The following is a 22,849-nucleotide window of genomic DNA, read 5'->3' on the forward strand; positions in this document are numbered from 1 at the left end:
GCACCGACCCGCCATGCTCGCCTCGCGGCAAGTGGTCGCTCGTAGCGACGAAGGTTGGGCCCGGGGGCTTGGATCGAGCCGGTGCCACGCCCAGGCTAACAAACAGATCCCGTACGGCGATTCCCGTACCGTGACTTCATTCAGTTCTCATCGCGGAGCAGGTCCGGCACCCCTCGCGCGTCCGGCTCGTCGCGGTCCGCCGAGACGATCGTCAGCTGCTGGGTGGCTCGGGTCAGGGCGACGTAGAGCACGCGCAGGCCGGCCGGTGACTCGTCGGCGATCTCCGCGGGCGAGACGACGACCGTCGCGTCGTACTCCAGGCCCTTCGCCTCCAGGCTGCCGAGGGCCGCGACCCGGTCGCCGAGCCCGGCGAGCCAGCGGGCGGCCTCCTCCCGGCGCTGCATGGCGACGACCACGCCGACGGTGCCGTCGACCAGGTCGAGGAGCCGGGCGGCCTCCGCGCGGACGGTCTGCGCGAGGGAGTCCCGTACGCCGCCGGGTCCGCCGCCGGTGGTCACGAAGCGCGGTTCGACGCCGGTGGAGCGGACGGCCGTGGGGGACTCGGCGCCCGGCATGGCGAGGGCGAGCACCTTGGCGGCCAGCTCGGCGATCTCGGCCGGGTTGCGGTAGTTCACCGTCAGCTGGAAGCGGCGGCGGGGGCGGGTGCCGAGGGCCTCGTCGCGGGCCTCGGCCGCCTCGTCCACGTCGGACCAGGAGGACTGGGCCGGGTCGCCGACGACCGTCCAGGTGGCGTGCCGGCCGCGGCGGCCGACCATGCGCCACTGCATCGGCGTGAGGTCCTGCGCCTCGTCGACGATGACGTGGGCGTACTCGGTGCGCTCCTGCGCGAGGCGCTCGGCGCGCTCGCGCTGCGACTCCTCGCGGACCGGCATCAGCTCCTCCAGGCCGGTCAGCTGGTCGAGCGGGTCCAGCTCGCGCCGCCTCTTCGGGCGGGCCGGGACGCCGAGGATCGACTGGAGCTCGTCGAGCATGGCGATGTCGTGCACCGAGTGGCCGTCCCGTCTGAGCGAGCGGGCCACCCGGCGGACCTCGCCGGGGTTGAGGATCCGGCGGCCCCAGCGGCCCAGGCGCCGCTCGTCCGCCATCGCCTCCAGCACGGCCCTGGGGGTCAGCTCCGGCCACCAGGCGTCGAGGAACTCGATGAAGGGGTCCTCGGTGGAGATGTCGTCGTCGAAGGAGGAGCGCAGTTCGGCGGCGAGTTCCGGGTCGGTGTGGCGGGCTGCGGACCCCGACTGCTCCCACAGGGCGTCGAGCAGCAGCTTGCGGGCGCGGGGGCGCAGCAGGTTCACGGGCGCGGTGCCGCCGAGGGCGGCGCGGCGGATACGTTCCAGCGCCTCCCCCTCCAGCTCCAGGCGGCGCCCGAAGGCGACCACGCGCAGCCGCTTCGGCGAGCCGTCCGCCTCCAGCGTTCCCCGTGCCGCCTTCCGCAGCACCTTGAGCATGCGGTACGAGCCCTTGGCGCGGGCGGTGGCCGGGGAGTCGTAGAGCGTGGCCTCGGCGCCGTCGACGAGCGAGCCGATCGCGCGGATGGCGACCTGGCCCTCCTCGCCGAGCGAGGGCAGCACGCCCTCGGTGTACGCGACCAGCAGCGGGGTCGGGGAGACGATGAGGATGCCGCCCGCGTAGCGGCGCCGGTCCTGGTAGAGGAGGTAGGCGGCGCGGTGCAGGGCGACGGCCGTCTTGCCGGTGCCGGGGCCGCCCTCGACGTAGGTCACGGAGGCGGCGGGGGCGCGGATGACCAGGTCCTGCTCGGCCTGGATGGAGGCGACGATGTCCCGCATGGTGTGGCTGCGGGCCTGGCCGAGCGCGGCCATCAGGGCGCCGTCGCCGATCACGGCCAGCTCGTCACCGTCGAGGAAGGCCTTGAGCTCGGGGCGCATCAGGTCGTCCTCGACGCCGAGTACCTTGCGGCCCTTGGAGCGGATGACGCGGCGGCGCACGACCCGGCCGGGATCGACGGGGGTGGAGCGGTAGAAGGGGGCGGCCGCGGGCGCCCGCCAGTCGATGACGAGCGGCGCGTACTCGGAGTCGAGGACACCGATCCGCCCGATGTGCAGCGTCTCGGCGATGTCGGCCGTGCCGTCCTCGCGCACGGCGCCTTCGGCGGGTTCCACGGCGGTGTAGGCGCCGTCGGGCCCCTTCTTCCCGTCCTTGCCGGGCAGCAGGTCGATCCTGCCGAAGAGGAAGTCCTCGAACTCGTTGTTCAGACGGTTGAGATGGATGCCGGCCCGGAAGACCTGGGCGTCCCGTTCGGCGAGGGCGCCGGGTGTGCCGACCTGGCCGCGCCGGGCCGCGTCGTTCATCAGGAACTCGGCTTCGTGGATCTTCTCCTCGAGGCGCCGGTACACCCAGTCCAGGTGTTCCTGTTCGACGCTGATCTCCCGGTCACGACGTGAGTCGTGCTCCGAGCCGACCGCGGTTTCCTGCTGAGCCTGAGCGGCCACCGGGCCCCCTTCTGACGTGCTGGGCAGCCGTCAACCGTACGCGAAGGGGACCCGGCAAAGCTACGTATCACTACGCGTCGATCTGTACGAGCCTCTTGCCGTCGAAGGTCATGACCTCGAAGTGGTCGATCTGGTTGGGCTGGAATGCGGCGCCGCCCTGGGCGTAGAGGGGCAGCTTGGCCTCCGGTGCCTTGGCGTTCGGGATGCCGTAACCCCACTTCGGGACGGACCAGGAGGACATCGTCTCGCGCTCGCCGTTCTTGCCCACGGCGATGAGTGAGCACTTCAGCGGGCCCTTGACGTTGCTCAGCTCGACGACGCCCCAGGTGCCCCAGTCCTTCTTCTCCATCGCCACGGTCGCCTTGACCTTGGTGGAGGCGTCGGTCGCCGTCACCTTGTCGGAGATGGTGCCGAAGGCCGCCTTGGCGCCTGCCGCCAAGGGGGTGGCCTGGGTGCCCGAGTCGTTGCCGCCACTCGCCGCCATGACCGTCAGCGGGCCGCCGATGATCAGCGCGGCCGCGGCCGCCACGAGGTAGAAGCTCTTGCGGCGCTTGTGCGCCCGGCGCTCGGAGACCTCGTCGACGAGCTTCTCCGCGAGCCGTGGGCTGGGCCGTGCGGAGAGGGACTCACCGATCGCGGGCGAACCGGTGCCCGGCAGATCCGCGAGGGCGGCCAGCATGGGCTCCATCCCGGCCAGCTCGTCGAGCTGCTGGGCGCACCATTCGCAGGTGGCGAGGTGCGCCTCGAAAGCGCTGGCCTCGGCGTCGTCCAGGATGCCGAGGGCGTAGGCACCGACCGTCTCGTGCTCGCTCGGGCCCGGTGATCCCATCATGGAGCCAGACATACCCGAACCACCTGTGCCGAATCCCTGGTTACCCCCGTAAACACTCATCACGCCGTCACCCCCCGCTCCTCCAGTGCCAGCTTCATCGACCGCAGGGCGTAGAACACCCGAGACCGCACCGTGCCACTGGGAATGCCCAGCGTCTCAGCCGCCTCATTGACGGTACGCCCCTTGAAATACGTCTCGACGAGTACCTCCCGGTGGGCCGGGGTCAGGTCGTCCAGCGCGTCCGACAGCGTCATCAACCACAGCGCCTTGTCGATCTCGTCCTCCGCGGGGATGACCTCCAGCGGCGACGGATCGACCTCCTGCGGCCGGGCCTGCCGGCTGCGGTGGCCGTCGATGACGATGCGGCGCGCGACCGTCACCAGCCAGGGGCGTACCGATCCGGTCGCCCGATTGAGCTGACCGGCGTTCTTCCAGGCACGGATTAGCGTCTCCTGAACCACGTCCTCGGCACGTTGCCGGTCTCCGGCCACGAGCCGGAGGACGTACGCAAGGAGAGGTCCGGCGTGCTCTCGATACAGGGCACGCATCAGCTCCTCATCTGGTTCCGAGGGCTGGGACATGCGATGTCGGGCCCTCGATCCACGTTCATTGGCCACGACGGAATCCTTGCGCACGCCCACCTCCGATGTCCGGGGGTTCCCCCAGCCGGTCGCTCGCCCACACGTACGGATGTGGTGCGCGCCATGTTCAAAGTGGGGTGACAGTTTTCTGCGGCGTGACGTGACGAGGGGGGACATGCGACCACATACCCCCCGTGCGATCTTTACATTTCCGCCACACTGGCAAGATCCGGGCCGCTTCCCGTGTCACGCCTGAGGCAAACGGTGTGTAATCGAAATCACTTCGACAACCGTTTCACAGAAGCACCACAGAGGCGACATATGGGACGTCACGCGCGCGCCAGTGCGGCCCTCCGGCGGTGCCGGGCCACCCTTTCGCGGTTCCCACAGACCTCACTGGAGCACCAGCGCCTCCTGCGTCCCCGGGACGAATCGACGTAGACGATCGGGCAGTTGTCGCCCTCGCACTGCCGCAGTCCGGCCCGCGCGACGGGGTCGGTGAGCAGCTCCACGACGTCCCGGGCGACCGCTCCGAGCAGCTGCGCGCAGTCGGGGGGCGCGTCCAGCTCACGGACGAGCGATCCGTCCTGGATCAGTACGGCCCGCGGGGCGGGCGGGGCCACGCGCGCGGTCTCGTTCACCCGGGCGAGCGCGATGGCGTACGAGGGGCGGGGCTCGGCCCCGAACCGGCCGCGGATCAACTCGCCCACGTGTCCCCGCAGTTCACGGAAGCCCAGCAGCCAGGACGCGTCCGCGTGGGCCAGCTGCGTGCCGGGCGGGGCGAGGCCTGCCGCGGTGATCCAGGCGCGCAGCACCTCTACGGAGTCAAACCGTTCCTCGGGATGGGTGGTCGCGAGGAGATCCAGGCAGATCCGCCCGGCGTCGAACCGCAACTCGTACGCGACCGTGGCCGTACCCAGTGCCATGTGCCTGTCACCGCCTGGCTAGGGAACCCGAGGGCTGAGGACCTGAGAGCTGAAGAACCGATCCCTCTTACAGTGCATGCCCGTTCGCGCGGCCGGAACCCCTCGTACCGGCGGCCGGTGGACGGCTGCTTATGCGGGTGCGCGTCTCGGCGATGTTCCGGGCCGGGCGCCGTCCGTTGACTTGGGACCATGACAACCCACAGCAAGAGCACGGGACTCGTACTGGGCGCGGCCACGGTCGCCATGGGCCTGATCGCCGGGGTCTACTACATCTTCGCCTGCTGTGTGATGCCGGCCCTGGCCCGCAGCGACGACCGGGTCTACGTCGAGGTGATGCGCGACATCAACGACGTGATCCAGAACCCGGTCTTCTTCCTCAGCTTCATGGGCGCACTGCTGCTGACGGCGGTATCGGCCTGGCAGCTGCGGGACCGGCCGTACCGCTGGTGGGTGTGGGTGGGCCTCGCGGCCTACGCCCTCGGCTTCCTGACCACCGTCGCCGTCAACATCCCGCTCAACGACGATCTCGCCCACATGACCGACCCGACGGCGGCACGCGAGCACTTCGAGGACCCCTGGGTGGCGTGGAACGTGGTGCGTGCGGTGCTGTCGACGGCGGCGCTGGGATGCCTGGCGCGGGCGCTGGTGCTGCACGGTCGCATCTCGCGGGGAACCTCCGAGCACCGGGCAGGCGATCTCAGCCCGTCCGGCGCCTGAGGACGAGGCCGCTCACGCGTCCGCGTACTTCGCGTCCGTCGCCGGATCCAGCGCCAGCCGATACCCCCGCTTGACCACCGTCTGGATCAGCTTCGGAGCCCCAAGTGCCGTACGCAGCCGGGCCATCGCCGTCTCCACCGCGTGCTCGTCGCGCCCGGCACCGGGAAGCGCCCGCAGCAGTTCGGCCCGCGCCACCACCCACCCCGGCCGCCGCGACAGCGCCCGCAGCAGCGACATCCCGGCCGGCGGCACCGGCTTGAGCTCGCCGTCGACGACGACCGCGTGGCCGCGGATCTCCATCCGGTGCCCGGCGACCGGCAGGGAGCGGGCGCGCCCCGGCAGCTCCTGGCAGAGCAGTTGCACGAGCGGCCCGAGCCGGAACCGCTCGGGCTGGACCGTGTCGACGCCCCGGGCCTGCAACGGCAGCGCGGTCACCGGACCGACGCAGGCCGGCAGGACGTCGTGGTGGAGGGCGGCGAGCAGCTCGGCCGTCAGCCCGCGCTCCTCGGCCCGGTCCAGCAGGGACACGGCGGCGGGCGCGCTGGTGAAGGTGATCGCGTCCAGGCCGCGCGAGACGGCGGCGTCCAGCAGCCGGTCCACCGGCCCGAGGTCCTCCGGCGGCATCCACCGGTACACCGGCACGCCGACGACCTCCGCGCCACCGGCCCGCAGCGACTCCACGAACCCGGGCAGCGGCTCGCCGTGCAGCTGTACGGCGACCCGGCGCCCGTCGACGCCCTCCTCCAGCAGCCGGTCCAGCACCTCGGCCATGGACTCGCTCGACGGCGACCAGTCCTCCGTCAGTCCGGCGGCCCGGATCGCGCCCTTGACCTTGGGCCCGCGCGCGAGCAGCTCGACCTCGCGCATCCGTCCGAGCAGCGACTCGCCGAGCCCCCATCCCTCGGCGGCCTCGACCCACCCCCGGAAGCCGATGGCGGTCGTGGCCACGACCACGTCCGGTGCCTGGTCGAGCAGGTCCTTGGTCGCCGCGAGCAGTTCGCTGTCGTCGGCGAGCGGCACGATGCGCAGGGCGGGTGCGTGCAGGACGGCGGCTCCCCGTCGCTGCAGCAGTGCGCCCAGTTCGTCGGCGCGGCGCGCGGCCGTCACACCGACCGTGAAGCCGGAGAGCGGCCCGTGCCGGGCGGTGTCGGGTTGCTGCTGTTCGTCGTACATGGCTCTCGTCCCGAAGAGTCGTCGTACATGCAGTACGGCGGTACTGCCTGCATGCCGATCGAGCCTGTCAACGGTCCGTGACAGGCTCGGTTCGGCTTGATGTCGCCGGTGTTACGTCACACCTCGGCATAGCTGAGCTGGGGCTTCGCCTCTGCGGCGGCCGTCGCGCCGCTCCGCGCGGCCGAGCGGCGAAGGTATACGGCCCAGGTCACCCCGAAGCAGACAGCGTAGTAGGCGAGGAAGGCGACGAAGGCGCCCGTGCCCGAGCCGTAGGAGAGGAACGACTGCCGGAACGCCATGTTGATGCCTACGCCGCCGAGCGCGCCGACCGCGCCGATGAGCCCCATGGAGGCGCCGGAGAGGCGACGCCCGTACCTGACGGCCTCCTCCCCCTCCAGTCCGTTGGCGAGGGCCTTGGCCTGGAAGATTCCCGGGATCATCTTGAACGTGGAACCGTTTCCGATGCCGGTCAGCGAGAACAGCACGACGAAGGCGGTCACGAACAGGGGGAGCGACTTCTGCATGCTGGCGACGACCAGGACGGCGGTGGCGGCGGCCATGGCGACGTAGTTGTAGAGGGTGATCTTCGCTCCGCCGTACTTGTCGGCGAGCCGGCCGCCCACGGGCCGGATCAGTGAGCCGAGCAGCGGGCCGACGAAGGTGAGGTACGTGGCCTGCAGCGGCGTACGCCCGAACTGATTCGTCAGCACCTGCCCGAAGGCGAAGCTGTAGCCGATGAAGGAGCCGAACGTCCCGATGTAGAGGACGGACATGATCCACGTGTGGGCGTCCCTCGCGGCGTCTTTGGCGGCCCCGGTGTCGTTCCTGACGTTCTCGATGTTGTCCATGAAAAGCGCCGCGAGGACACCGGCGACGACGATGAGCGGGATGTAGATCCCGAGCAGCACGCGCGGCCCGCCACTGGCACCGATGACGGCGAGGGCCACCAGCTGGATCGCGGCCACACCGATGTTGCCCCCACCGGCGTTGAGCCCGAGGGCCCACCCCTTCTTCCGCAGCGGGAAGAAGGCGTTGATGTTGGTCATGGAGGAGGCGAAGTTGCCGCCGCCGATGCCGGCCAGGAGACCGATCCACAGGAAGGTGTCGAAGGACGTCCCCGGCTTCATCACCGCGAACGCGGCGACCGTCGGGACCAGCAGCAGGCCGGCGGAGATGACCGTCCAGTTCCGGCCGCCGAAGATCGCGACGGCGAAGGTGTAGGGGACGCGGACGACGGCGCCGACCAGGGTCACCATCGACGTCAGCAGGAACTTGTCGGCCGGAGTGAGCCCGTACTCCGGACCCATGAAGAGCACCAGCACGGACCACATGGTCCAGACCGAGAATCCGATGTGCTCGGAGAGCACGGAGAAGAGGAGATTGCGTCGTGCGATCTTCTCTCCGGACTCCTTCCAGAAGGTCTCGTCCTCGGGATCCCATTGCTGGATCCAGCGGCCAGCGGCTGTCATGACGCCTCCACGTGCTCCGGGGTGATGTCCCGAAGTTAGGGAGACAGAGTTTCCTCGCTGTGGCACCGGGTGACCGGAAGGGAACGTTGCTCTCACCCCGCGCGGCCGCGGGATGAGAGGTACCTCGCCCGTACGTTACGAACAGCTCTCAGCGCTGGGGCGACTGCCAGTTGGGGTTCTGCTGGGGGTAGGGCTGCTGCGGCGGGTACGGCTGCGGCGGGAAGGGCTGCTGCGGGGAGGGCTGCTGCGGGGCGTACGGGCCCGGGGCCTGCGGGGGTTGGCCGTAACCCTGCGGCTGGCCATATCCCTGCGGCTGGGCGTAGGGCTGGGGAGGCTGCTGGGGATATCCGTACGGCTGCTGCGGCTGGGGCGGCTGCGGCTGGCCGCCGTAGGGCCCGCTCGCGAAGGGGTTGCCCTGGCCCGGCATCGGCATCCCCGGCATCTGGCCCGGCGCCTGCGTCCCGGGCGGCAGGTACCGCAGCCGGCCCGTCTCGTCCGTCATCGGTACGAAGCCGGCCGCCTGGAGCCGCCGGGAGAACTTGGCGTTGCGCCTGCGGTTCACGAGCAGGCCGATGCCGAAGATCCCCATGAGCAGGACCCAGACGATGCCCGCGACGACGAAGTCGAGGACCTCGCCGCCCGCCCGGACCCCGGCGATCGCACAGGCGACCGTGACACCCAGCGCCCCGTACCCCATCCGCTTCTCGGCGTTCTTGCCGGTGAGGTCGAACTGGATACGGGCCTTGAGGAGTTCGAGGGCGTCGGGAACGAGCGGCGGCAGGGACACCCCGTCCGAGGCGTTCGGATACTGCGCCCAGTTCTGCGCGGCCCGCGCCCGCGCCTGCGGGCTCGGGTCCGGCACGATCAGCATCTTCAGCTGGTTGTTGCGGGAGCCGGTGTGCCGGGTGTCCAGGTACTCGTAGCCGAACTGCTGGGCGATGAAGGCGAGCCGGGACAGTTTCTTCACGGACGCCATCGGACTGGTGAGCTCGACGGGCTCCCCCCCGGCCATCAACCGCAGCATCTTCTGAACCTGCCGCTTACTCATCGCTCCTGCTCCCCCGTGGGCACGCTGTTCACTTCAGCAACGCGAGCAGTCTCCCACGGGGTTGCGCGGGCGCGGCGCCGCGGGCGGTCCGCTTGACCCGGCCTTGACCACTCAGGCCTTGTGCCGGCTCCCGCCCCGCTTCGCCCCGTTCGGCCACAGTCGGGGGCTTCGCTTCGCCGCGATGTCCTCGATCCAGCCGAAGGAGATGATCGCCAGGCCGATCAGGGGCCAGACGAGGACGAACATCCACAGCATGTAGGTGGCGTCGAGGGTCGAGGAGGCCCGGGCGCTCTGCATGAAGGGGAGGTTGTAGGCCTGGTCGATGACCGGGACCGTGGCCATGATCAGCAGGTTGTGCCAGAGGTAGATGGTGACGGCCCGGTTGTTGGCCAGGGTCACCAGCTTGTCCCACTTCGCGAGGCGGCCCGGGAGTTGCTGCCAGGACGGCGAGTACTGGAGCAGGATCACGACGAAGCCGAAGGACCAGGTCGCCTGGGCCAGCGGGATGTCGTTGAGGTCCCAGCCGTCGGGGCCGAGGTGGCCCGACGCCCACCACAGGCCGAACGCCATCACCAACGCCGCGCAGGAGACGGCGAGATAGCGCGGGACGCGCTGCAGCATTCCCTCGTGGTGGGCGAAGCCGAGCACCCAGCAGCCGCCGTAGACGGTGAAGTCGGTGATCGCGTTGCCGGTCTCGCCGGGGATGGACACCAGGCCCGTGCCGACGATCGCGGTCAGGGCCGGCGGGGCCAGCAGCGTCGCCCACGGCACGCGCCGGAACGCCCACAGCAGCAGCGGCGAGGCGACCACGAACCACAGGTACGCCCGCAGGTACCACAGCGGGCCGCACGCCTGCACCGCCCAGCTGTTCTCCAGCAGACCCGACTCGGAGCCGAGGTGCCCCGGGTAGGGCGGGGCGCCGATCGGCACGATGTAGTTGAACAGATCGACGATGCCCCAGGTGCCGCCGGTGTCCGGGTCCTGCACCGGGTTGTAGCCGCCGGCGAACATCATCACCAGCACCACCGCGCTGAACGCCCACAGCGGCGGCAGCAGCCTGCGCAGCCTGCCCCGGATCACGCTCGCCGCCGGGCGGCTCAGCGACCGCGCCATCAGCGAGCCCGCGAGCGCGAACATCACGCCCATGGAGGGGAACAGGACCGACAGCCAGGCCCAGCCGAACAGGTGGTAGACGACCACGCGGACCAGCGCGATGGAGCGCAGCAGGTCGAGGTAGCGGTCCCGGCCCGGCTTCTTCGGCACCGGGGCCGCTTCGGGCGCCACCGTGGCTGCGGGTGCCGCAACGGTCGTGGGCGCCGGCGTCTCGGGGCGGGCCGGCTCGGGCCAGGCCGGCTGCTGCTGCTGCTGCTGCGGGACGCCGTATGCCGGCGTCGACTCCGGGGTCCCGGTCGTGTATCCGTGGGTCATGCCACGGGCCTCCGATCACTGCTGCGCGTCCGCTGGGACGGCACCGGGCCGCCGGGTGCCTCCACGACACCCGTGCGCCGCAGCTTCTGCCAGCGCAGGCGGCCGCCGGTGAGCGCCGTGATCCAGGACTGGAGCAGCACGACGTACATGAGTTGGCGGTAGAGGATCTGCTGCAACGGCAGCGAGATGAGATGGGTCATGCGTTCGCGGTCGAGGCGGAAGGCGTACGCCGCGCAGACCAGCTGGACGGCCAGCACGCCGAGCCAGGCCACGATCGTCTTCTGCGTGGGGCCGAACACGACGCCGTACACCAGGAAGATGTCGATGAGGGGCGCGAGCAGCGGCGCCACGACCATGAACATCGCCACCAGGGGCAGGCCGACCCGGCCGAAGCGGCCCGAGGGGCCCTTCTCCACGATCGCCCGGCGGTGCTTCCAGATCGCCTGCATGGTGCCGTACGACCAGCGGTAGCGCTGCGACCAGAGCTGCTGGACCGTCTCCGGCGCCTCCGTCCAGGCCCGCGCGTTCTCGGCGTAGACGACGCGCCAGCCGTCGCGGTGCATGGCCATCGTGATGTCGGTGTCCTCGGCGAGCGTGTCGTCGCTCATGCCGCCGACCCGCTCCAGCGCCGAGCGCCGGAAGGCGCCGACAGCGCCGGGGATCGTCGGCATGCAGCGCAGGACGTCGTACATGCGGCGGTCGAGGTTGAAGCCCATGACGTACTCGATGTGCTGCCAGGCGCCGATCATCGAGTCCCGGTTGCCGACCTTGGCGTTGCCCGCCACCGCGCCGACCTTCGGATCGCCGAAGGGCTGCACCAGCTCCCGTACGGTGGCCGGCTCGAAGACGGTGTCGCCGTCCATCATCACGATGATGTCGTGACTGGCGTTCGCCAGACCGCGGTTGAGGGCGGCCGGCTTGCCCGCGTTCAGCTGGCGGACGACCCGGACGTTCGGCAGGCCCATCGCCTCCACGATGCGCGCCGTGCCGTCGCCGGAGCCGTCGTCGACGACGATCACCTCGACGGGGTGCTCGCTCGCCATCAGTGAACGGACCGTGTTCTCGATGCACTTGGCCTCGTTGTACGCCGGCACCAGCACCGTCACCGGTTCGGTGACGGGCGGCCCCCAGCTGAAGCCCCTGCGGCGCACCCGGCGCGCATGGGCCCCCGACAGCAGGAGCATCAGCACGAAGCGGCCGATGACCGTGGCGCCGACGATCGCCAGGGCGACGACCATCACGCCCGTGATGTCGTCCGAGGCGCTGACCAGGAAGATCCAGGCCTTGCCCTTCCACAGGTCGACGCCGGTGACCGGGGTCAGCGCGCTCGGGGCGTCGAGCGCCTCGGTGAGGTTGTCGAACCGGTAGCCCTTCTTCTGCATCTCGGGCAGGAACTTGTCGAGGGCCTGGACGGTCTGGTGGCGGTCGCCGCCGGAGTCGTGCATCAGCACGATGGCGCCCTTGCCGCCGTGCGGCGTGGCGTTGCTGATGATCTTGTCGACGCCCGGCTTCTGCCAGTCCTCACTGTCGGTGTTGTTGACGACGGTGAGATAGCCCTTGGTGCCGATGTACTGCGTCACCGGCCAGGACTTGTCGTCCATGGCGTCGGCGAAGGAGGAGTACGGCGGCCGGAAGAGCGAGCTGCGGATGCCCGCCGCGCCCGCGAGCGTCAGCTGGTTCTGCGAGAGCTCCCAGTCGATACGGCTCTTGGGCTGGTAGGAGAGGTCGGGGTGGTTGAAGGTGTGCAGGCCCACCTCGTGGCCCTCGTCGACCATGCGCTTGACGAGCTCCGGGTAGCGCGAGGTCATCGTGCCGGTGACGAAGAAGACCGCGTGCCCGTGGTGCTTCTTGAGCACGTCCAGGACCTTCGGGGTCCAGGTCGGGTCGGGGCCGTCGTCGAAGGTGAGCACCATGCGGTGGTCCGGCACCTTCAGGCTGGTGGTGCGGCCGCTGCGGGTGTCGATGACCGGGCCGCCGTCCAGGATCTTCTCCGGGACCTTGTCGGTGGCGGCCTCCGGCTGGATGCGGTGGTCGGCGAGGATCTCGCTGTGCACGTATCCGCGCAGCATCAGCATCGCCACCAGGGCGACGAGAAGGAGCATGGGCAGCAGCAGGCGCATGGGCAGGCGGCGACGCGGGGAGCCGTCACGGACCGTGGTCGCGGGCCCGTGACGGCGGGTGCGGGATGCCATCAGAGGGTTTTCTCCGGGGACGGTACGAAGGAGGCGACGGGCGTGGCCGGGCCCTCGGCGACGGGCGAAGGGCTGCCGGCGCCGTTGGCCACCGGGACGTTGCCGCCCGAGCCGCCGACCGCGGTCTCGGTGGGAGCGACGGTGCTCTCGGTGGGGGTCGGGTCCGGAGTGGCCGGATTCGTCGTGGCGGCCGACGTCGACGGCTTGGGGTCACCCAGGCCGGACGTCGGCTTGCTGGTGGCCTTGGTCGGCTTCACGTCGGGCGTGGCGGACGCGCCAGGCTTGGTGGGGCCGGCGGACGCACCGTGGGACGCGTTGCTCGCGCCCGGTGTCGGGGTCGTGCCGTCACTGGCAGTCGGCGTCGGACCGGCCGGCAGACCTGCGGTGCCGGAGGGCACCGCCGATTCGTCGGGCCGCGAGGTGGGCTCGACCCGGCCGGCCGGCTTCTCGGCCTTCTGGCCGGGCACCGGCAACCAGGGCGCGTCGGAGCTGCCGGAGAGCAGCGTGACGACGATGACCACGGCGTAGACCGCGCAGGCGATGCCGACGGCTATGCCCAGCCGGCGGAAGTGGCGGCTGCGGCGGCCCGACGCGTCGACGAAGACCGGTCTGTCGGAGCTATCGGAACCGCCGCCCGGTTCGCCGGCGGCCTTGCGCAGCCGGGCGTCCTCAAGGCTCACGGCGTCGAGCTGGACGGTCACCTCCTGCGGATCGTGGGAGTGGGCGGTCTCGCCCACCGGGTCCCACGGATCGCGCAGACCGGCGGTCCGGTCGTGCTCGGCCACGGCTCTGGAGCCACCGGCCAGCACCTCGGTACTGTCGGCCGGCACCTGGGTCCGGCCAAGATCGGAGAAGTCGTTGCGGCCGAGATCGGTGAAGTCCCCACGAGAGACTCCGCTTGTCCCGGTGTCCGGAAACGACTGAGTGGTCGACTGCCCTCTGACTTCCCCCGATGTCGGGATGACCTGGGTCCCTGATGCAGCCTCGGGCCACTCCAGTTGGGCGTCTTTCCGCCACTTTTTCACGTGCACGCACATCCCCCCACGGGCTGTTCCGGGTGCGCATGCGACCCGAGCACCCGTCGACCGAACCCAGCCCCCACCGGGTTCGAGCGCCCCCCTTACCACAACGTGCTCGGACGAAGAATGTAGCGCACGCGCGGGTTCTGTGTTGGCCACGTGTCAATTACTGGGACGAGTTATGGCAGCGTCGATGGCCGGAAACCACCCATCAGTGGGCACCTGAAGCCACCCTTGCGCCGCCGACAACTCGCGCGCCGCCCGTCGAAGCGCGTCGAATCCGGGGTGCACCAGGCCCTTCCGCCACACAAGCGACACGGGCGACAAAGGAACAGGCTTCACCAGGGGCCGCCTGACGGTTCCGGGCATGGCCGGAAAATCCACCACGGCCAGAATCGGGATCCGCGACTTGGCCATGATCCGCTGGAACTCCTCGTCCCCGACGGCCAGCGGAACGGATGGCGCGATTTCGATGCGATGGCCATCGAACAGCCGCCGCGCCAGATCGGTCCACTCCGCCGTCCGCGGATTCCCGGCCCCCGCGTACACCGTCTCCCCCGCGAGTGCGGCGAGCGGCACCGCCTCCAGCGCGGCCAGCCGGTGGTCCCCGGGCAGCACGACCGCCATCGGCTCGTACCGCACGAGCTGGTGCTCGAGTCCGGTCCGCAGCGCCGGGTCAAGGCCCGCGAACCGCCCGAAGGACGCGTCGAGGCGCCCCGCGAGCAGCTCACCGGCGGCGCCCGTCAGCCCGCTCTCGTAGCGGGCCATCAGCTCCTGGTCGGGGGCGAGTTCACGGGCCCGGTGCAGTACGCGGCGCGCGGTCACCTGGTCCCGGTAGTTGAGGTCGACCAGCAGGGGCCGGGCCTGCCCGAAGGCGGCGAGCAGCGCATCCTGCGCCTCCAGCACCCGTCGCGCGTACGGCAGCAGCCGCTCGCCGTCTGCCGTCAGCGCCACCTGCCGGGTGGAGCGCACGAACAGATCGGCGCCGAGCTCCCGCTCCAGCCGCCGCACGTCCCGGCTGAGCGCCTGCTGGGCGACGTAGAGCCGGGCGGCGGCGCGGGTGAAGTGCAGCTCCTCGGCGACGGTGACGAAGGCGCGCAGGAGGCGGGGGTCGAGGTGACCGGACGCGGGCATCCGGCGAACTTACAACAGGGGTGCGTCAATCGGCACGCAGAAGGTGTTGGACCCCTTGATCGGGTACGGGCGACGGTGGTGGCCATGCCGCAGCCGACACCCCGGAAAGACCCGCTGTTCACCGTCACCGCCGACACCCTCGTCGCCGTCGACTTCAGCCCCCGTACCGGCAACCGCCCGCCCGGTCCCTACCGCCGCCTCTTCACCGTCCCCGGCGCCCGCGCCTTCACCGCCGGCAACCTCCTGGCCCGCCTGCCCATGGGCATGTTCAGCATCAGCGCGGTCGTGATGATCGCCGGGGCGCGCGGCTCGTACGCGCTCGCCGGTGCCGTCACCGCGACCGGTCTCGCGGCGACCGCGGTGGTGGCGCCGTGGACCGCGCGGCTCGTCGACCGGCACGGGCAGGCGCGGATCGCCGTACCGGCGACGGCTCTCGCCGCGCTCGGTTCCCTCGCCCTCGTCCTGTGCGTGCACCTGCACGCCCCGGCCTGGACGCTGTTCGCCTCCTACGCCGCGACCGCCACGACCCCGAACACCGGCGGCATGTCCCGCGCCCGCTGGGCCCATCTGCTGAAGGGCGACGACCGCGCGCTGCACACCGCGAACTCCTTCGAACAGGCCGCCGACGAGCTGTGCTTCATGCTGGGCCCGGTGCTCGCGGCCTTCCTGTGCGGCACGTTCTTCCCGGAGGCGGGCACCCTGGCCGGGGCGGTGCTGCTGCTGAGCGGCATGCTGCTGTTCGCCGCGCAGCGCTCGACCGAGCCGCCGGTGCGGCGGCACGGCCGCGCCAGGTCCCCGTTCCGTGCGCCCGGCATGCCCCCGCTGCTCGCCGTCTGCCTCGCGACGGGCGGGGTGTTCGGCTCCATGGAGGTCGTCACCATCGCCTTCGCGGACGCGCAGGGGCACCGCTCGGCGGCGGGCGTCGTGCTCGCGCTGCAGGCGGCGGGCTCGTGCGCGGCGGGTCTGCAGTTCGGTGCGCTGCCGCTGACCGGCTCCGCGTCCGCGCGGCTGCCGTGGTGCGTCGCGGCGATGACGGCCCTGCTGACCCTCCCCCTCCTCGCCGCCTCCCTCACCGGCTCGCTCCCGCTGCTCGCGGGCGCCCTGCTGATCGCCGGCATGGCGACCGCCCCGACCATGGTCACGACCATGACGCTGGTGCAGCGGCGCACCCCCGAGGGCCGGCTGAACGAGGGCATGACGCTCGCCGTGACGGGCCTGCTCGGCGGCATCGCCTGCGGCTCCGCGACCGGCGGCTGGACGGTCGACCACCTCTCGCCCGCGGCCGGGTTCGGGGTGCCCACGACGGCGGCGGCCTTGGCGCTGGTGATCGCCCTCGCCCACCGGATCCCCACAGATCCGAACAGGATTTCCCGTCCGATGCATTGACGGGCCCGCAGCCCCCACCTACCTTCGCCCGTCGAAGCGCTTCGACGTCACGCGTCGAATCGATTCGACACGAGGGCAGGATCGCCGCGTGGCGCACTGATACCTGTCCGGCTCTCCTGGAGGCAGGGATGTTGACGGCACGAAGGCGTGTGATGACGATCACGGCCGCGGTCCTGGGCGGATCGCTGGTCATGGCGGGTTGCGGCGGCTCGGACGGCGGCTCGTCCTCCGACGCAAAGACGCTCAGGCTCTGGCACTACGAAGGCCCCGACAGCGCGATGGGCGTGGCCTGGAAGGAGGCGGTCAAGGAGTTCGAGGCGAAGCATCCGGGCGTGAAGGTGAAGATCGAGGAGAAGGGCTTCGAACAGATCCAGAAGACCGCGCCCATGATCCTCAACTCCTCGGACGCGCCCGACATCATGGAGTACAACAAGGGCAACGCGACCGCGGGCCAGCTCTCCAAGCAGGGCCTGCTGACCGATCTGAGCGCGGAGGCGGCCAAGCGCGGCTGGGACAAGAAGCTCAGCGCGGGCGTCGCCACGACCAGCAGGTACGACACGAACGGGGTCATGGGCTCCGGCAAGTGGTACGGCGTGCCCAACTACGCCGAGTACACGATGGTCTACTACAACAAGGACCTCTTCAAGAAGTACGGGATCGCCGAGCCGAAGACGTTCGACCAGCTCACGGCCGCCATGGACGCGTTCGTGAAGAAGGGCGTCACCCCGCTCGCCAACGCCGGCGCCGAGTACATGGCGCAGCAGTACCTGTACCAGCTCGCCCTCTCCAAGGCCGACCGCTCGTGGGTCGACAAGTACGAGCTGTACAAGGGGAAGACGGACTTCCACGACGCGGCCTGGACGTACGGCGCGACCACCTTCGCCGACTGGGTGAAGAAGGGCTACATCAGCAAGAAGTCCACCAGCACCAAGGCCGAGGACGCGGGCGTGTCCTTCATCCAGGGCAAGGCGCCGATCCTGTTCTCCGGCAGCTGGTGGTACGGCCGCTTCCAGACGGAGGCCAAGTTCGACTGGGACTCCACGCTGTGGCCCGGCTCGAACCTGACCCCGGGGTCCGGCGGCAACCTCTGGGTGGTCCCCAAGAACGCCAAGAACAAGGACCTCGCCTACGACTTCATCGACATCACCATGTCGAAGAAGATCCAGAACCTGCTCGGCAACAAGGGCGGCATCCCGGTCGCGGCCGACACCGGCGCCATCACCGACCCGAAGTCCAAGGAGCTGATCTCCAACTTCAACACCGTCAGCGGGCGGGACGGGCTCGCCTTCTACCCGGACTGGCCGGTCAACGGCTTCTACGACGTCCTGGTCTCCGAGACGCAGAAGCTGATGACGGGCAGCGAGAAGCCGGACGCTTATCTCGACGCCCTCCAGCAGGCGTACGACAAGGGCGCGCCGAAGCAATGACGGTGACCGTCGAACGGGGTACGCGGGCCGTCGGCAGGCAGCCGGCCGCCGGCCCGCGCCGCCCCCGTACCCGCGACTCGTACGCCCTCTTCCTGCTGCCCGGCATCCTCGCGTTCCTGGCGATCGTCATCGTCCCGCTCCTGATGAACACGGGCGTGAGCTTCACCGAGTGGCAGGGCATCGGCAGCCCGAAGTGGACCGGGCTCGCCAACTACCGCGAGCTGATGGACGACGCGGAGTTCTGGGCGTCCTTCCGGCACAGCCTGTTCATGGTCGTCGCCATGGCGGCCCTGCCGACCGTGATCGGCCTGGTCCTCGCCGCCGCGCTGTTCGACTACGTCGGCAAGCACTTCGGGGCGCGGTGGGCCGCGGTGCTGCGCGCCTGCTTCTACCTCCCGCAGGTGCTGCCGATCGCGGTCGCCGGCATCGTCTGGAGCTGGATCCTCGCGCCGGACGACGGCTCGCTCAACGAGCTGCTGAAGGCGGTGGGTCTGGGGTCCTGGCAGCAGGACTGGCTCGGCGACCCGGACATCGCGCTCTACAGCGTGATGGGCGTGATGGTCTGGGTGCAGATCGGCTTCCCGCTGGTCGTCTTCATGGCCGGACTCCAGCGCGTGGACCCGCAGTTGTACGAGGCGGCCGAGCTGGACGGCGCCGGTTGGTGGCGCCGCTTCTGGCACATCACGCTGCCGCAGATCCGCCCGGAGATCTACGTCGTCCTGACCTGGTGCACCATCGCCGCGCTCAAGGTGTTCGGCGCGGTGTACGTCCTGACCAAGGGCGGCCCGGGCGGCGCCACCGACGTGCCCTCCTACTTCTCCTTCTCCACCTTCTTCGAGAAGACCCAGGTCGGTTACGGCGCCGCGATCTCCACGATCCTCACCCTGATCATCCTGGCCCTCTCCCTCGTCCTGCTGAAACTCCAGACGCGCGACGAGGAAGGGGCCCGCTCATGACCACCGCCCTGCGCCGCTACCCGGTGCTGATCGCCCTGTGCATCGCGGCCCTCTTCATGGTCGTTCCGTTCCTGATCGTCGCCGTCAACGCGGTCAAGTCGCCGACGGAGTACTCCGAGCACGGCCCGCTCAGCCTCCCCCAGGGCCTCTACCTGGACGGCCTCAAGGACTTCTGGCAGCGGGTCGACTACAGCCAGAAGCTCATCAACTCGGTTCTGATCAGCGGCTCGGTGGCGGTCCTGGCCGCCGTCCTGTCGGTGCTCAACGCGTACGCGATCGGCATCGGGCGGATCAGGGGCCGCACCTGGGTGCTGGCCTTCTTCGTGCTCGCCAACATGCTGCCGCAGGAGGCGCTGGTCTACCCGATCTACTACCTGAGCAAGCAATTCGGCCTGTACGACACGAGGTTGAGCGTGATCATCGTCTTCACGGTGATCCAGGCGGCCTTCGGCACCTATCTGCTCTCGTCGGTGCTCGGCCAGTTCCCGCGCGAGATCATCGAGGCGGCGAAGATCGACGGCGCCAACAAGTGGCAGGTGCTCTGGCGGATCGTCGTCCCGGTCAGCCGCCCCACCATCGGCGTGCTGCTGGTCTTCTTCTTCATCTGGACCTGGAACGAGTTCCTGCTCCCCCTGGTCATGCTGATCTCCAACGACAACCAGACGGTGTCGGTGGCCCTCGGCGTCCTCCAGGGCCAGCGCCTGATGGACGCGACGATGACCAACGCGGCGGCCCTGCTCGGCGTCCTCCCCGCGATCGTCTTCTTCCTCGTCTTCCAGCGGACCCTCACCCGCGGCATCGCCGTGGGTGCCGTCAAGTAAGGACTCCCCACGTGAAGTTCTCCGATGGTTACTGGCTGCTGCGCGAGGGCGTCACCGCGGCCCACCCGGTCGAGGTCCTGGACGTCGAGGCGCCGGGAGGCTCGCTGGAGATCCATGCGCCGACGCAGCCCATCCGGCACCGCGGCGACCTGCTGAAGGGACCGGTCGTGACGATCAGCGCGAGCGCCCCGATGCCCGACGTCATCGGGGTCACCTTCACCCACTTCGAGGGCGAGCAGCCGCGCGTCCCCGAATTCGAGCTCACCGGAGAGGAGTTCTCGCCGCACATCTCCTACGACGAGGAGCACGCGACCCTCACCTCGGGCGCGCTGTCGCTGAAGCTGGCCCGCGCCGGCACCTGGCACCTGGACTTCCTCGCGCACGGCCGCGTCCTGACCTCCAGCGGACCCAAGGGCATGGGCATCATGCGGGACTCCGCGACCGGGGCCCACTATCTGCGCGAGCAGCTCGGCCTGACGGTCGGCACCTCGGTCTACGGCCTCGGCGAACGCTTCGGCCCGCTGGTCAAGAACGGCCAGGTCGTGGACATCTGGAACGCCGACGGCGGCACGGCCACCGAACAGGCCTACAAGAACGTCCCGTTCTATCTGACGGACGCGGGCTACGGCGTCTTCGTCGACCACCCCGGCAAGGTCTCCTTCGAGGTCGGCTCGGAGGCTGTGTCCAGGGTGCAGTTCAGCGCCGAGACACAGGAGTTGACGTACTACGTCATCTACGGGCCGAGCCCGAAGGAGATCCTGCGCAAGTACACGGCCCTCACCGGCCGCCCGGCCCTGCCGCCCGCCTGGTCCTTCGGCCTGTGGTTGTCGACGTCCTTCACCACCTCGTACGACGAGGAGACGGTGACGTCGTTCATCGAGGGCATGCGCGAGCGTGAACTGCCGCTCTCCGTCTTCCACTTCGACTGCTTCTGGATGCGCGAGTTCAACTGGTGCGACTTCCAGTGGGACCCGCGGGTGTTCCCCGACCCGGAGGGCATGCTGGCCCGGCTGAAGGAGCGCGGCCTGCACATCTGCGTGTGGATCAACCCCTACATCGCCCAGCGCTCACCGCTGTTCGCGGAGGGCAAGGCGCTCGGGCATCTGCTGAGGCGGCCGGACGGCAGCGTCTGGCAGTGGGACATGTGGCAACCGGGCATGGCGCTGGTCGACTTCACCAGCCCGGCCGCCCGCGACTGGTACGCGGCCAAGCTGGAGGCGCTGCTCGCGCAGGGCGTCGACTGCTTCAAGACCGACTTCGGCGAGCGGGTGCCGGTCGACGTGGCGTGGTCCGACGGCTCGGACCCGGAGCGGATGCACAACTACTACACCTACCTCTACAACCGCACCGTCTTCGACGTGCTGCGCAAGCACCGCGGCGAGAGCGAGGCCGTGCTCTTCGCCCGGTCGGCGACGACCGGCAGCCAGCGGTTCCCCGTGCACTGGGGCGGCGACTGCGAGGCGACGTACGAGTCGATGGCCGAGTCGCTGCGCGGCGGCCTCTCGCTCGGCCTGTCGGGCTTCGGCTACTGGAGCCACGACATCGGCGGCTTCGAGGGCACCCCGACGCCGGAGCTGTTCAAGCGCTGGATCGCCTTCGGCCTGCTGTCCTCGCACAGCCGGCTGCACGGCAGCTCCTCCTACCGGGTGCCGTGGCTCTTCGACGAGGAGTCGGTGGACGTGCTGCGGCTGTTCACCCGGCTCAAGCTGCGGCTCATGCCGTATCTCTACGAGGCCGCCCGCACCGCCCACGCCGAGGGCCTGCCGATGATGCGGGCCATGGTGCTGGAGTTCCCGGACGACCCGGCGTGCGCGCATCTGGAACGGCAGTACATGCTGGGCCCGGACCTGCTGGTCGCGCCGGTCTTCGACGACGAGGGGGACGTCTCCTACTACGTGCCCGAGGGCACCTGGACCCACTACCTCGGCGGGCGGACGGTGACCGGACCGCGCTGGGTGCGCGAGCGGCACGGGTTCCTGAGCGTGCCGCTGCTGGTCAGGCCGGGTGCGGTGATCCCGGTGGGCGCGGTGGAGGACCGGCCCGACTACGACTTCGCGGACGGCGTGACGCTGCGGGCCTACGGCCTGGAGCGGGGCGCGCAGGTGACGGTGCAGGTGGGCGAGGTGGCCTTCACCGTCGTACGCGAAGGGGACACGCTGCGGGCCTCGTGCAGTGATCCGTCGGCACCCTGGGCGCTGGCGGCCGGGGAGCACACGGCGCGGGCGCAGGCGGGCACCGGGTTCCTCTCCCTGGAGCTGGACCGATGGTGAAGATCACCGATGTGGCGCGGCACGCCGGGGTCTCCCCCAGCACCGTCTCCTACGCGCTCAGCGGCAAGCGCCCGATCTCCGAGGAGACCCGGCGGCGCGTGGCCGAGGCCATCAGCGAGCTGGGCTACCGGCCGCACGCGGGCGCCCGGGCGCTGGCCAGCAGCCGCTCGAACGTCCTGGCACTCGTCGTCCCCTTGCGGGCCGGCATCCATGTCCCGGTGGTGATGCAGTTCGCGGTGTCGGTGGTGACGACGGCGCGCCGCTACGACCACGACGTCCTCCTCCTCACCCAGGAGGAGGGCGACGACGGTCTGCGCCGGGTCGCCGACACGGCGCTGGTGGACGCGCTGATCGTGATGGACGTCCAACTGCGCGACGCCCGGCTGGGGTTGCTGCGCTCGCTGGAGCGGCCGTCGGTGATGATCGGCTTCCCGGCCGACGCCACCGGCCTGACCTGCATCGACCTCGACTTCATGGCGGCCGGCGAGGCGTGCGTCGAGCATCTGGCGCGGCTCGGGCACCGGACGGTGGCGCTGGTCGGCTCGCCGCCGGAGGTGTATCTGCGGCAGACCGCGTTCGCCCAGCGGGTGGTGCGGGGCTTCACGACCGCCGCGGACCGCAGCGGGCTGGCCTCCTCGGTGCACCCGTGCGAGGCCTCGCCCGCGGCCGCCCGGCTGGTCGCCGAGCAACTGCTGCGCGAGCAGCCCGCGTTGACCGGGGTGGTCGTCCACAACGAGCCGGTCGTGGAACCGCTGATCGACGCCTTCGAGCAGCTCGGCCTGCGCGTGCCCGGCGATCTCTCCGTCACCGCGATCTGCCCGGACGAGCTGGCCGAGTCCGTCCGGGTCCCCGTCACCTCCGTCGCCCTGCCCTCGGCCGAAGTGGGCGAGCGGGCCGTGCAGCTGCTGATGAAGAAGCTGGGCGGCGGCACCGTACCCGAGGCCACGCTGCTGCCGCCGAGACTGACGGAGCGGGCGAGCACGGCGCCGCGGACCCTTGCGTGAG

At 70.4% G+C, this 22,849-nt stretch carries 18 protein-coding genes; 7 read left to right on the top strand and 11 right to left on the bottom strand.

Translation table 11 applies throughout. The annotated features are described in order from the left end of the window. Nucleotides 1–140: 140 nt before the first annotated feature. From ACGFYN_RS14780 to ACGFYN_RS14795, 4 genes are all read right to left on the bottom strand, one after another. The gene (locus tag ACGFYN_RS14780; protein WP_393866191.1) at nt 141–2,465 is read right to left on the bottom strand and encodes a HelD family protein; all 2,325 of its coding nucleotides are present in this window, start codon (nt 2,463–2,465) and stop codon (nt 141–143) included. A 70-nt stretch (nt 2,466–2,535) separates the two neighbouring features. Next, nucleotides 2,536–3,357 carry an anti-sigma factor family protein gene (locus tag ACGFYN_RS14785; protein ID WP_393866192.1) on the bottom strand — a complete coding sequence of 274 codons (822 nt, stop codon included), beginning with the start codon at nt 3,355–3,357 and terminating at the stop codon, nt 2,536–2,538. Next, nucleotides 3,357–3,878, bottom strand: a complete 522-nt coding sequence (locus ACGFYN_RS14790) for a sigma-70 family RNA polymerase sigma factor (RefSeq protein ID WP_010039908.1) — start codon at nt 3,876–3,878, stop codon at nt 3,357–3,359. The genes ACGFYN_RS14785 and ACGFYN_RS14790 overlap by 1 nt, the downstream gene beginning before the upstream one ends. 329 nt (nt 3,879–4,207) lie before the next feature. Beyond that, nucleotides 4,208–4,804 carry a CGNR zinc finger domain-containing protein gene (locus tag ACGFYN_RS14795; RefSeq protein WP_393866193.1) on the bottom strand — a complete coding sequence of 199 codons (597 nt, stop codon included), beginning with the start codon at nt 4,802–4,804 and terminating at the stop codon, nt 4,208–4,210. Nucleotides 4,805–4,993: 189 nt separating this feature from the next. Here ACGFYN_RS14795 and ACGFYN_RS14800 point away from each other — a divergent pair, with 189 nt between their 5' ends. Beyond that, nucleotides 4,994–5,521, top strand: coding sequence for a DUF1772 domain-containing protein (locus tag ACGFYN_RS14800; protein ID WP_393866194.1), 528 nt, complete (start codon nt 4,994–4,996; stop codon nt 5,519–5,521). A 12-nt stretch (nt 5,522–5,533) separates the two neighbouring features. On the opposite strand, the gene ACGFYN_RS14805 is transcribed toward ACGFYN_RS14800, so the two are convergent. The 7 genes from ACGFYN_RS14805 to ACGFYN_RS14835 form a co-directional block, all read right to left on the bottom strand. Further along, complete coding sequence (locus ACGFYN_RS14805) at nt 5,534–6,694, bottom strand: uroporphyrinogen-III synthase (RefSeq protein ID WP_393866195.1); 1,161 nt, start codon at nt 6,692–6,694, stop codon at nt 5,534–5,536. A gap of 116 nt (nt 6,695–6,810) precedes the next feature. Then, nucleotides 6,811–8,163 carry a nitrate/nitrite transporter gene (locus tag ACGFYN_RS14810; protein WP_393866196.1) on the bottom strand — a complete coding sequence of 451 codons (1,353 nt, stop codon included), beginning with the start codon at nt 8,161–8,163 and terminating at the stop codon, nt 6,811–6,813. A 148-nt stretch (nt 8,164–8,311) separates the two neighbouring features. Continuing rightward, on the bottom strand, nt 8,312–9,211 hold the full coding sequence (locus ACGFYN_RS14815; RefSeq protein ID WP_393866197.1) for a hypothetical protein: 900 nt from the start codon (nt 9,209–9,211) through the stop codon (nt 8,312–8,314). A gap of 111 nt (nt 9,212–9,322) precedes the next feature. Continuing rightward, complete coding sequence (locus ACGFYN_RS14820) at nt 9,323–10,639, bottom strand: acyltransferase (protein WP_393866198.1); 1,317 nt, start codon at nt 10,637–10,639, stop codon at nt 9,323–9,325. Continuing rightward, nucleotides 10,636–12,831, bottom strand: a complete 2,196-nt coding sequence (locus ACGFYN_RS14825; protein ID WP_393866199.1) for a bifunctional polysaccharide deacetylase/glycosyltransferase family 2 protein — start codon at nt 12,829–12,831, stop codon at nt 10,636–10,638. The genes ACGFYN_RS14820 and ACGFYN_RS14825 overlap by 4 nt, the downstream gene beginning before the upstream one ends. After that, nucleotides 12,831–13,661: a hypothetical protein gene (locus ACGFYN_RS14830; RefSeq protein WP_393866200.1), complete on the bottom strand. Its 831-nt coding sequence runs from the start codon at nt 13,659–13,661 to the stop codon at nt 12,831–12,833. Before ACGFYN_RS14830 ends, ACGFYN_RS14825 begins: the two co-directional genes overlap by 1 nt. A 351-nt stretch (nt 13,662–14,012) precedes the next feature. Further along, nucleotides 14,013–14,984 (bottom strand): LysR family transcriptional regulator, encoded by a 972-nt coding sequence (locus ACGFYN_RS14835; RefSeq protein ID WP_393866201.1) that lies wholly within the window; start codon nt 14,982–14,984, stop codon nt 14,013–14,015. Nucleotides 14,985–15,068: 84 nt separating this feature from the next. Here ACGFYN_RS14835 and ACGFYN_RS14840 point away from each other — a divergent pair, with 84 nt between their 5' ends. The 6 genes from ACGFYN_RS14840 to ACGFYN_RS14865 all read left to right on the top strand — a co-directional run bounded on the left by ACGFYN_RS14840 (nt 15,069) and on the right by ACGFYN_RS14865 (nt 22,848). After that, entirely contained in the window at nt 15,069–16,370 is a 1,302-nt protein-coding gene (locus ACGFYN_RS14840) for an MFS transporter (protein ID WP_393866202.1), read from the top strand. A 128-nt stretch (nt 16,371–16,498) separates the two neighbouring features. Next, nucleotides 16,499–17,797, top strand: a complete 1,299-nt coding sequence (locus ACGFYN_RS14845) for an ABC transporter substrate-binding protein (protein ID WP_393866203.1) — start codon at nt 16,499–16,501, stop codon at nt 17,795–17,797. Beyond that, nucleotides 17,794–18,753, top strand: coding sequence for a carbohydrate ABC transporter permease (locus ACGFYN_RS14850; protein WP_393866204.1), 960 nt, complete (start codon nt 17,794–17,796; stop codon nt 18,751–18,753). The genes ACGFYN_RS14845 and ACGFYN_RS14850 overlap by 4 nt, the downstream gene beginning before the upstream one ends. Beyond that, entirely contained in the window at nt 18,750–19,574 is an 825-nt protein-coding gene (locus tag ACGFYN_RS14855) for a carbohydrate ABC transporter permease (protein ID WP_393866205.1), read from the top strand. Before ACGFYN_RS14850 ends, ACGFYN_RS14855 begins: the two co-directional genes overlap by 4 nt. An 11-nt stretch (nt 19,575–19,585) precedes the next feature. Beyond that, a complete protein-coding gene (gene yicI, locus ACGFYN_RS14860; protein WP_393866206.1) occupies nt 19,586–21,844 on the top strand; it encodes an alpha-xylosidase in 2,259 nt (752 codons plus the stop codon). After that, a complete protein-coding gene (locus tag ACGFYN_RS14865) occupies nt 21,838–22,848 on the top strand; it encodes a LacI family DNA-binding transcriptional regulator (protein WP_393866207.1) in 1,011 nt (336 codons plus the stop codon). Before yicI ends, ACGFYN_RS14865 begins: the two co-directional genes overlap by 7 nt. Nucleotide 22,849 lies beyond the last annotated feature (1 nt).

This window comes from Streptomyces sp. NPDC048419 (assembly GCF_043200415.1).
GTDB lineage: Bacteria > Actinomycetota > Actinomycetes > Streptomycetales > Streptomycetaceae > Streptomyces.

Excerpts from the sequence above, each read along its gene's own strand:
- ACGFYN_RS14785 (WP_393866192.1), bottom strand. The coding sequence starts at position 3,357 with ATGAGTGTTTACGGGGGTAACCAGGGATTCGGCACAGGTGGTTCGGGT.
- ACGFYN_RS14790 (WP_010039908.1), bottom strand. The coding sequence starts at position 3,878 with ATGTCCCAGCCCTCGGAACCAGATGAGGAGCTGATGCGTGCCCTGTAT.
- ACGFYN_RS14795 (WP_393866193.1), bottom strand. The coding sequence starts at position 4,804 with ATGGCACTGGGTACGGCCACGGTCGCGTACGAGTTGCGGTTCGACGCC.
- ACGFYN_RS14800 (WP_393866194.1), top strand. The coding sequence starts at position 4,994 with ATGACAACCCACAGCAAGAGCACGGGACTCGTACTGGGCGCGGCCACG.
- ACGFYN_RS14805 (WP_393866195.1), bottom strand. The coding sequence starts at position 6,694 with ATGTACGACGAACAGCAGCAACCCGACACCGCCCGGCACGGGCCGCTC.
- ACGFYN_RS14810 (WP_393866196.1), bottom strand. The coding sequence starts at position 8,163 with ATGACAGCCGCTGGCCGCTGGATCCAGCAATGGGATCCCGAGGACGAG.
- ACGFYN_RS14815 (WP_393866197.1), bottom strand. The coding sequence starts at position 9,211 with ATGAGTAAGCGGCAGGTTCAGAAGATGCTGCGGTTGATGGCCGGGGGG.
- ACGFYN_RS14820 (WP_393866198.1), bottom strand. The coding sequence starts at position 10,639 with ATGACCCACGGATACACGACCGGGACCCCGGAGTCGACGCCGGCATAC.
- ACGFYN_RS14825 (WP_393866199.1), bottom strand. The coding sequence starts at position 12,831 with ATGGCATCCCGCACCCGCCGTCACGGGCCCGCGACCACGGTCCGTGAC.
- ACGFYN_RS14835 (WP_393866201.1), bottom strand. The coding sequence starts at position 14,984 with ATGCCCGCGTCCGGTCACCTCGACCCCCGCCTCCTGCGCGCCTTCGTC.
- ACGFYN_RS14840 (WP_393866202.1), top strand. The coding sequence starts at position 15,069 with ATGCCGCAGCCGACACCCCGGAAAGACCCGCTGTTCACCGTCACCGCC.
- ACGFYN_RS14845 (WP_393866203.1), top strand. The coding sequence starts at position 16,499 with ATGTTGACGGCACGAAGGCGTGTGATGACGATCACGGCCGCGGTCCTG.
- ACGFYN_RS14850 (WP_393866204.1), top strand. The coding sequence starts at position 17,794 with ATGACGGTGACCGTCGAACGGGGTACGCGGGCCGTCGGCAGGCAGCCG.
- ACGFYN_RS14855 (WP_393866205.1), top strand. The coding sequence starts at position 18,750 with ATGACCACCGCCCTGCGCCGCTACCCGGTGCTGATCGCCCTGTGCATC.
- ACGFYN_RS14865 (WP_393866207.1), top strand. The coding sequence starts at position 21,838 with ATGGTGAAGATCACCGATGTGGCGCGGCACGCCGGGGTCTCCCCCAGC.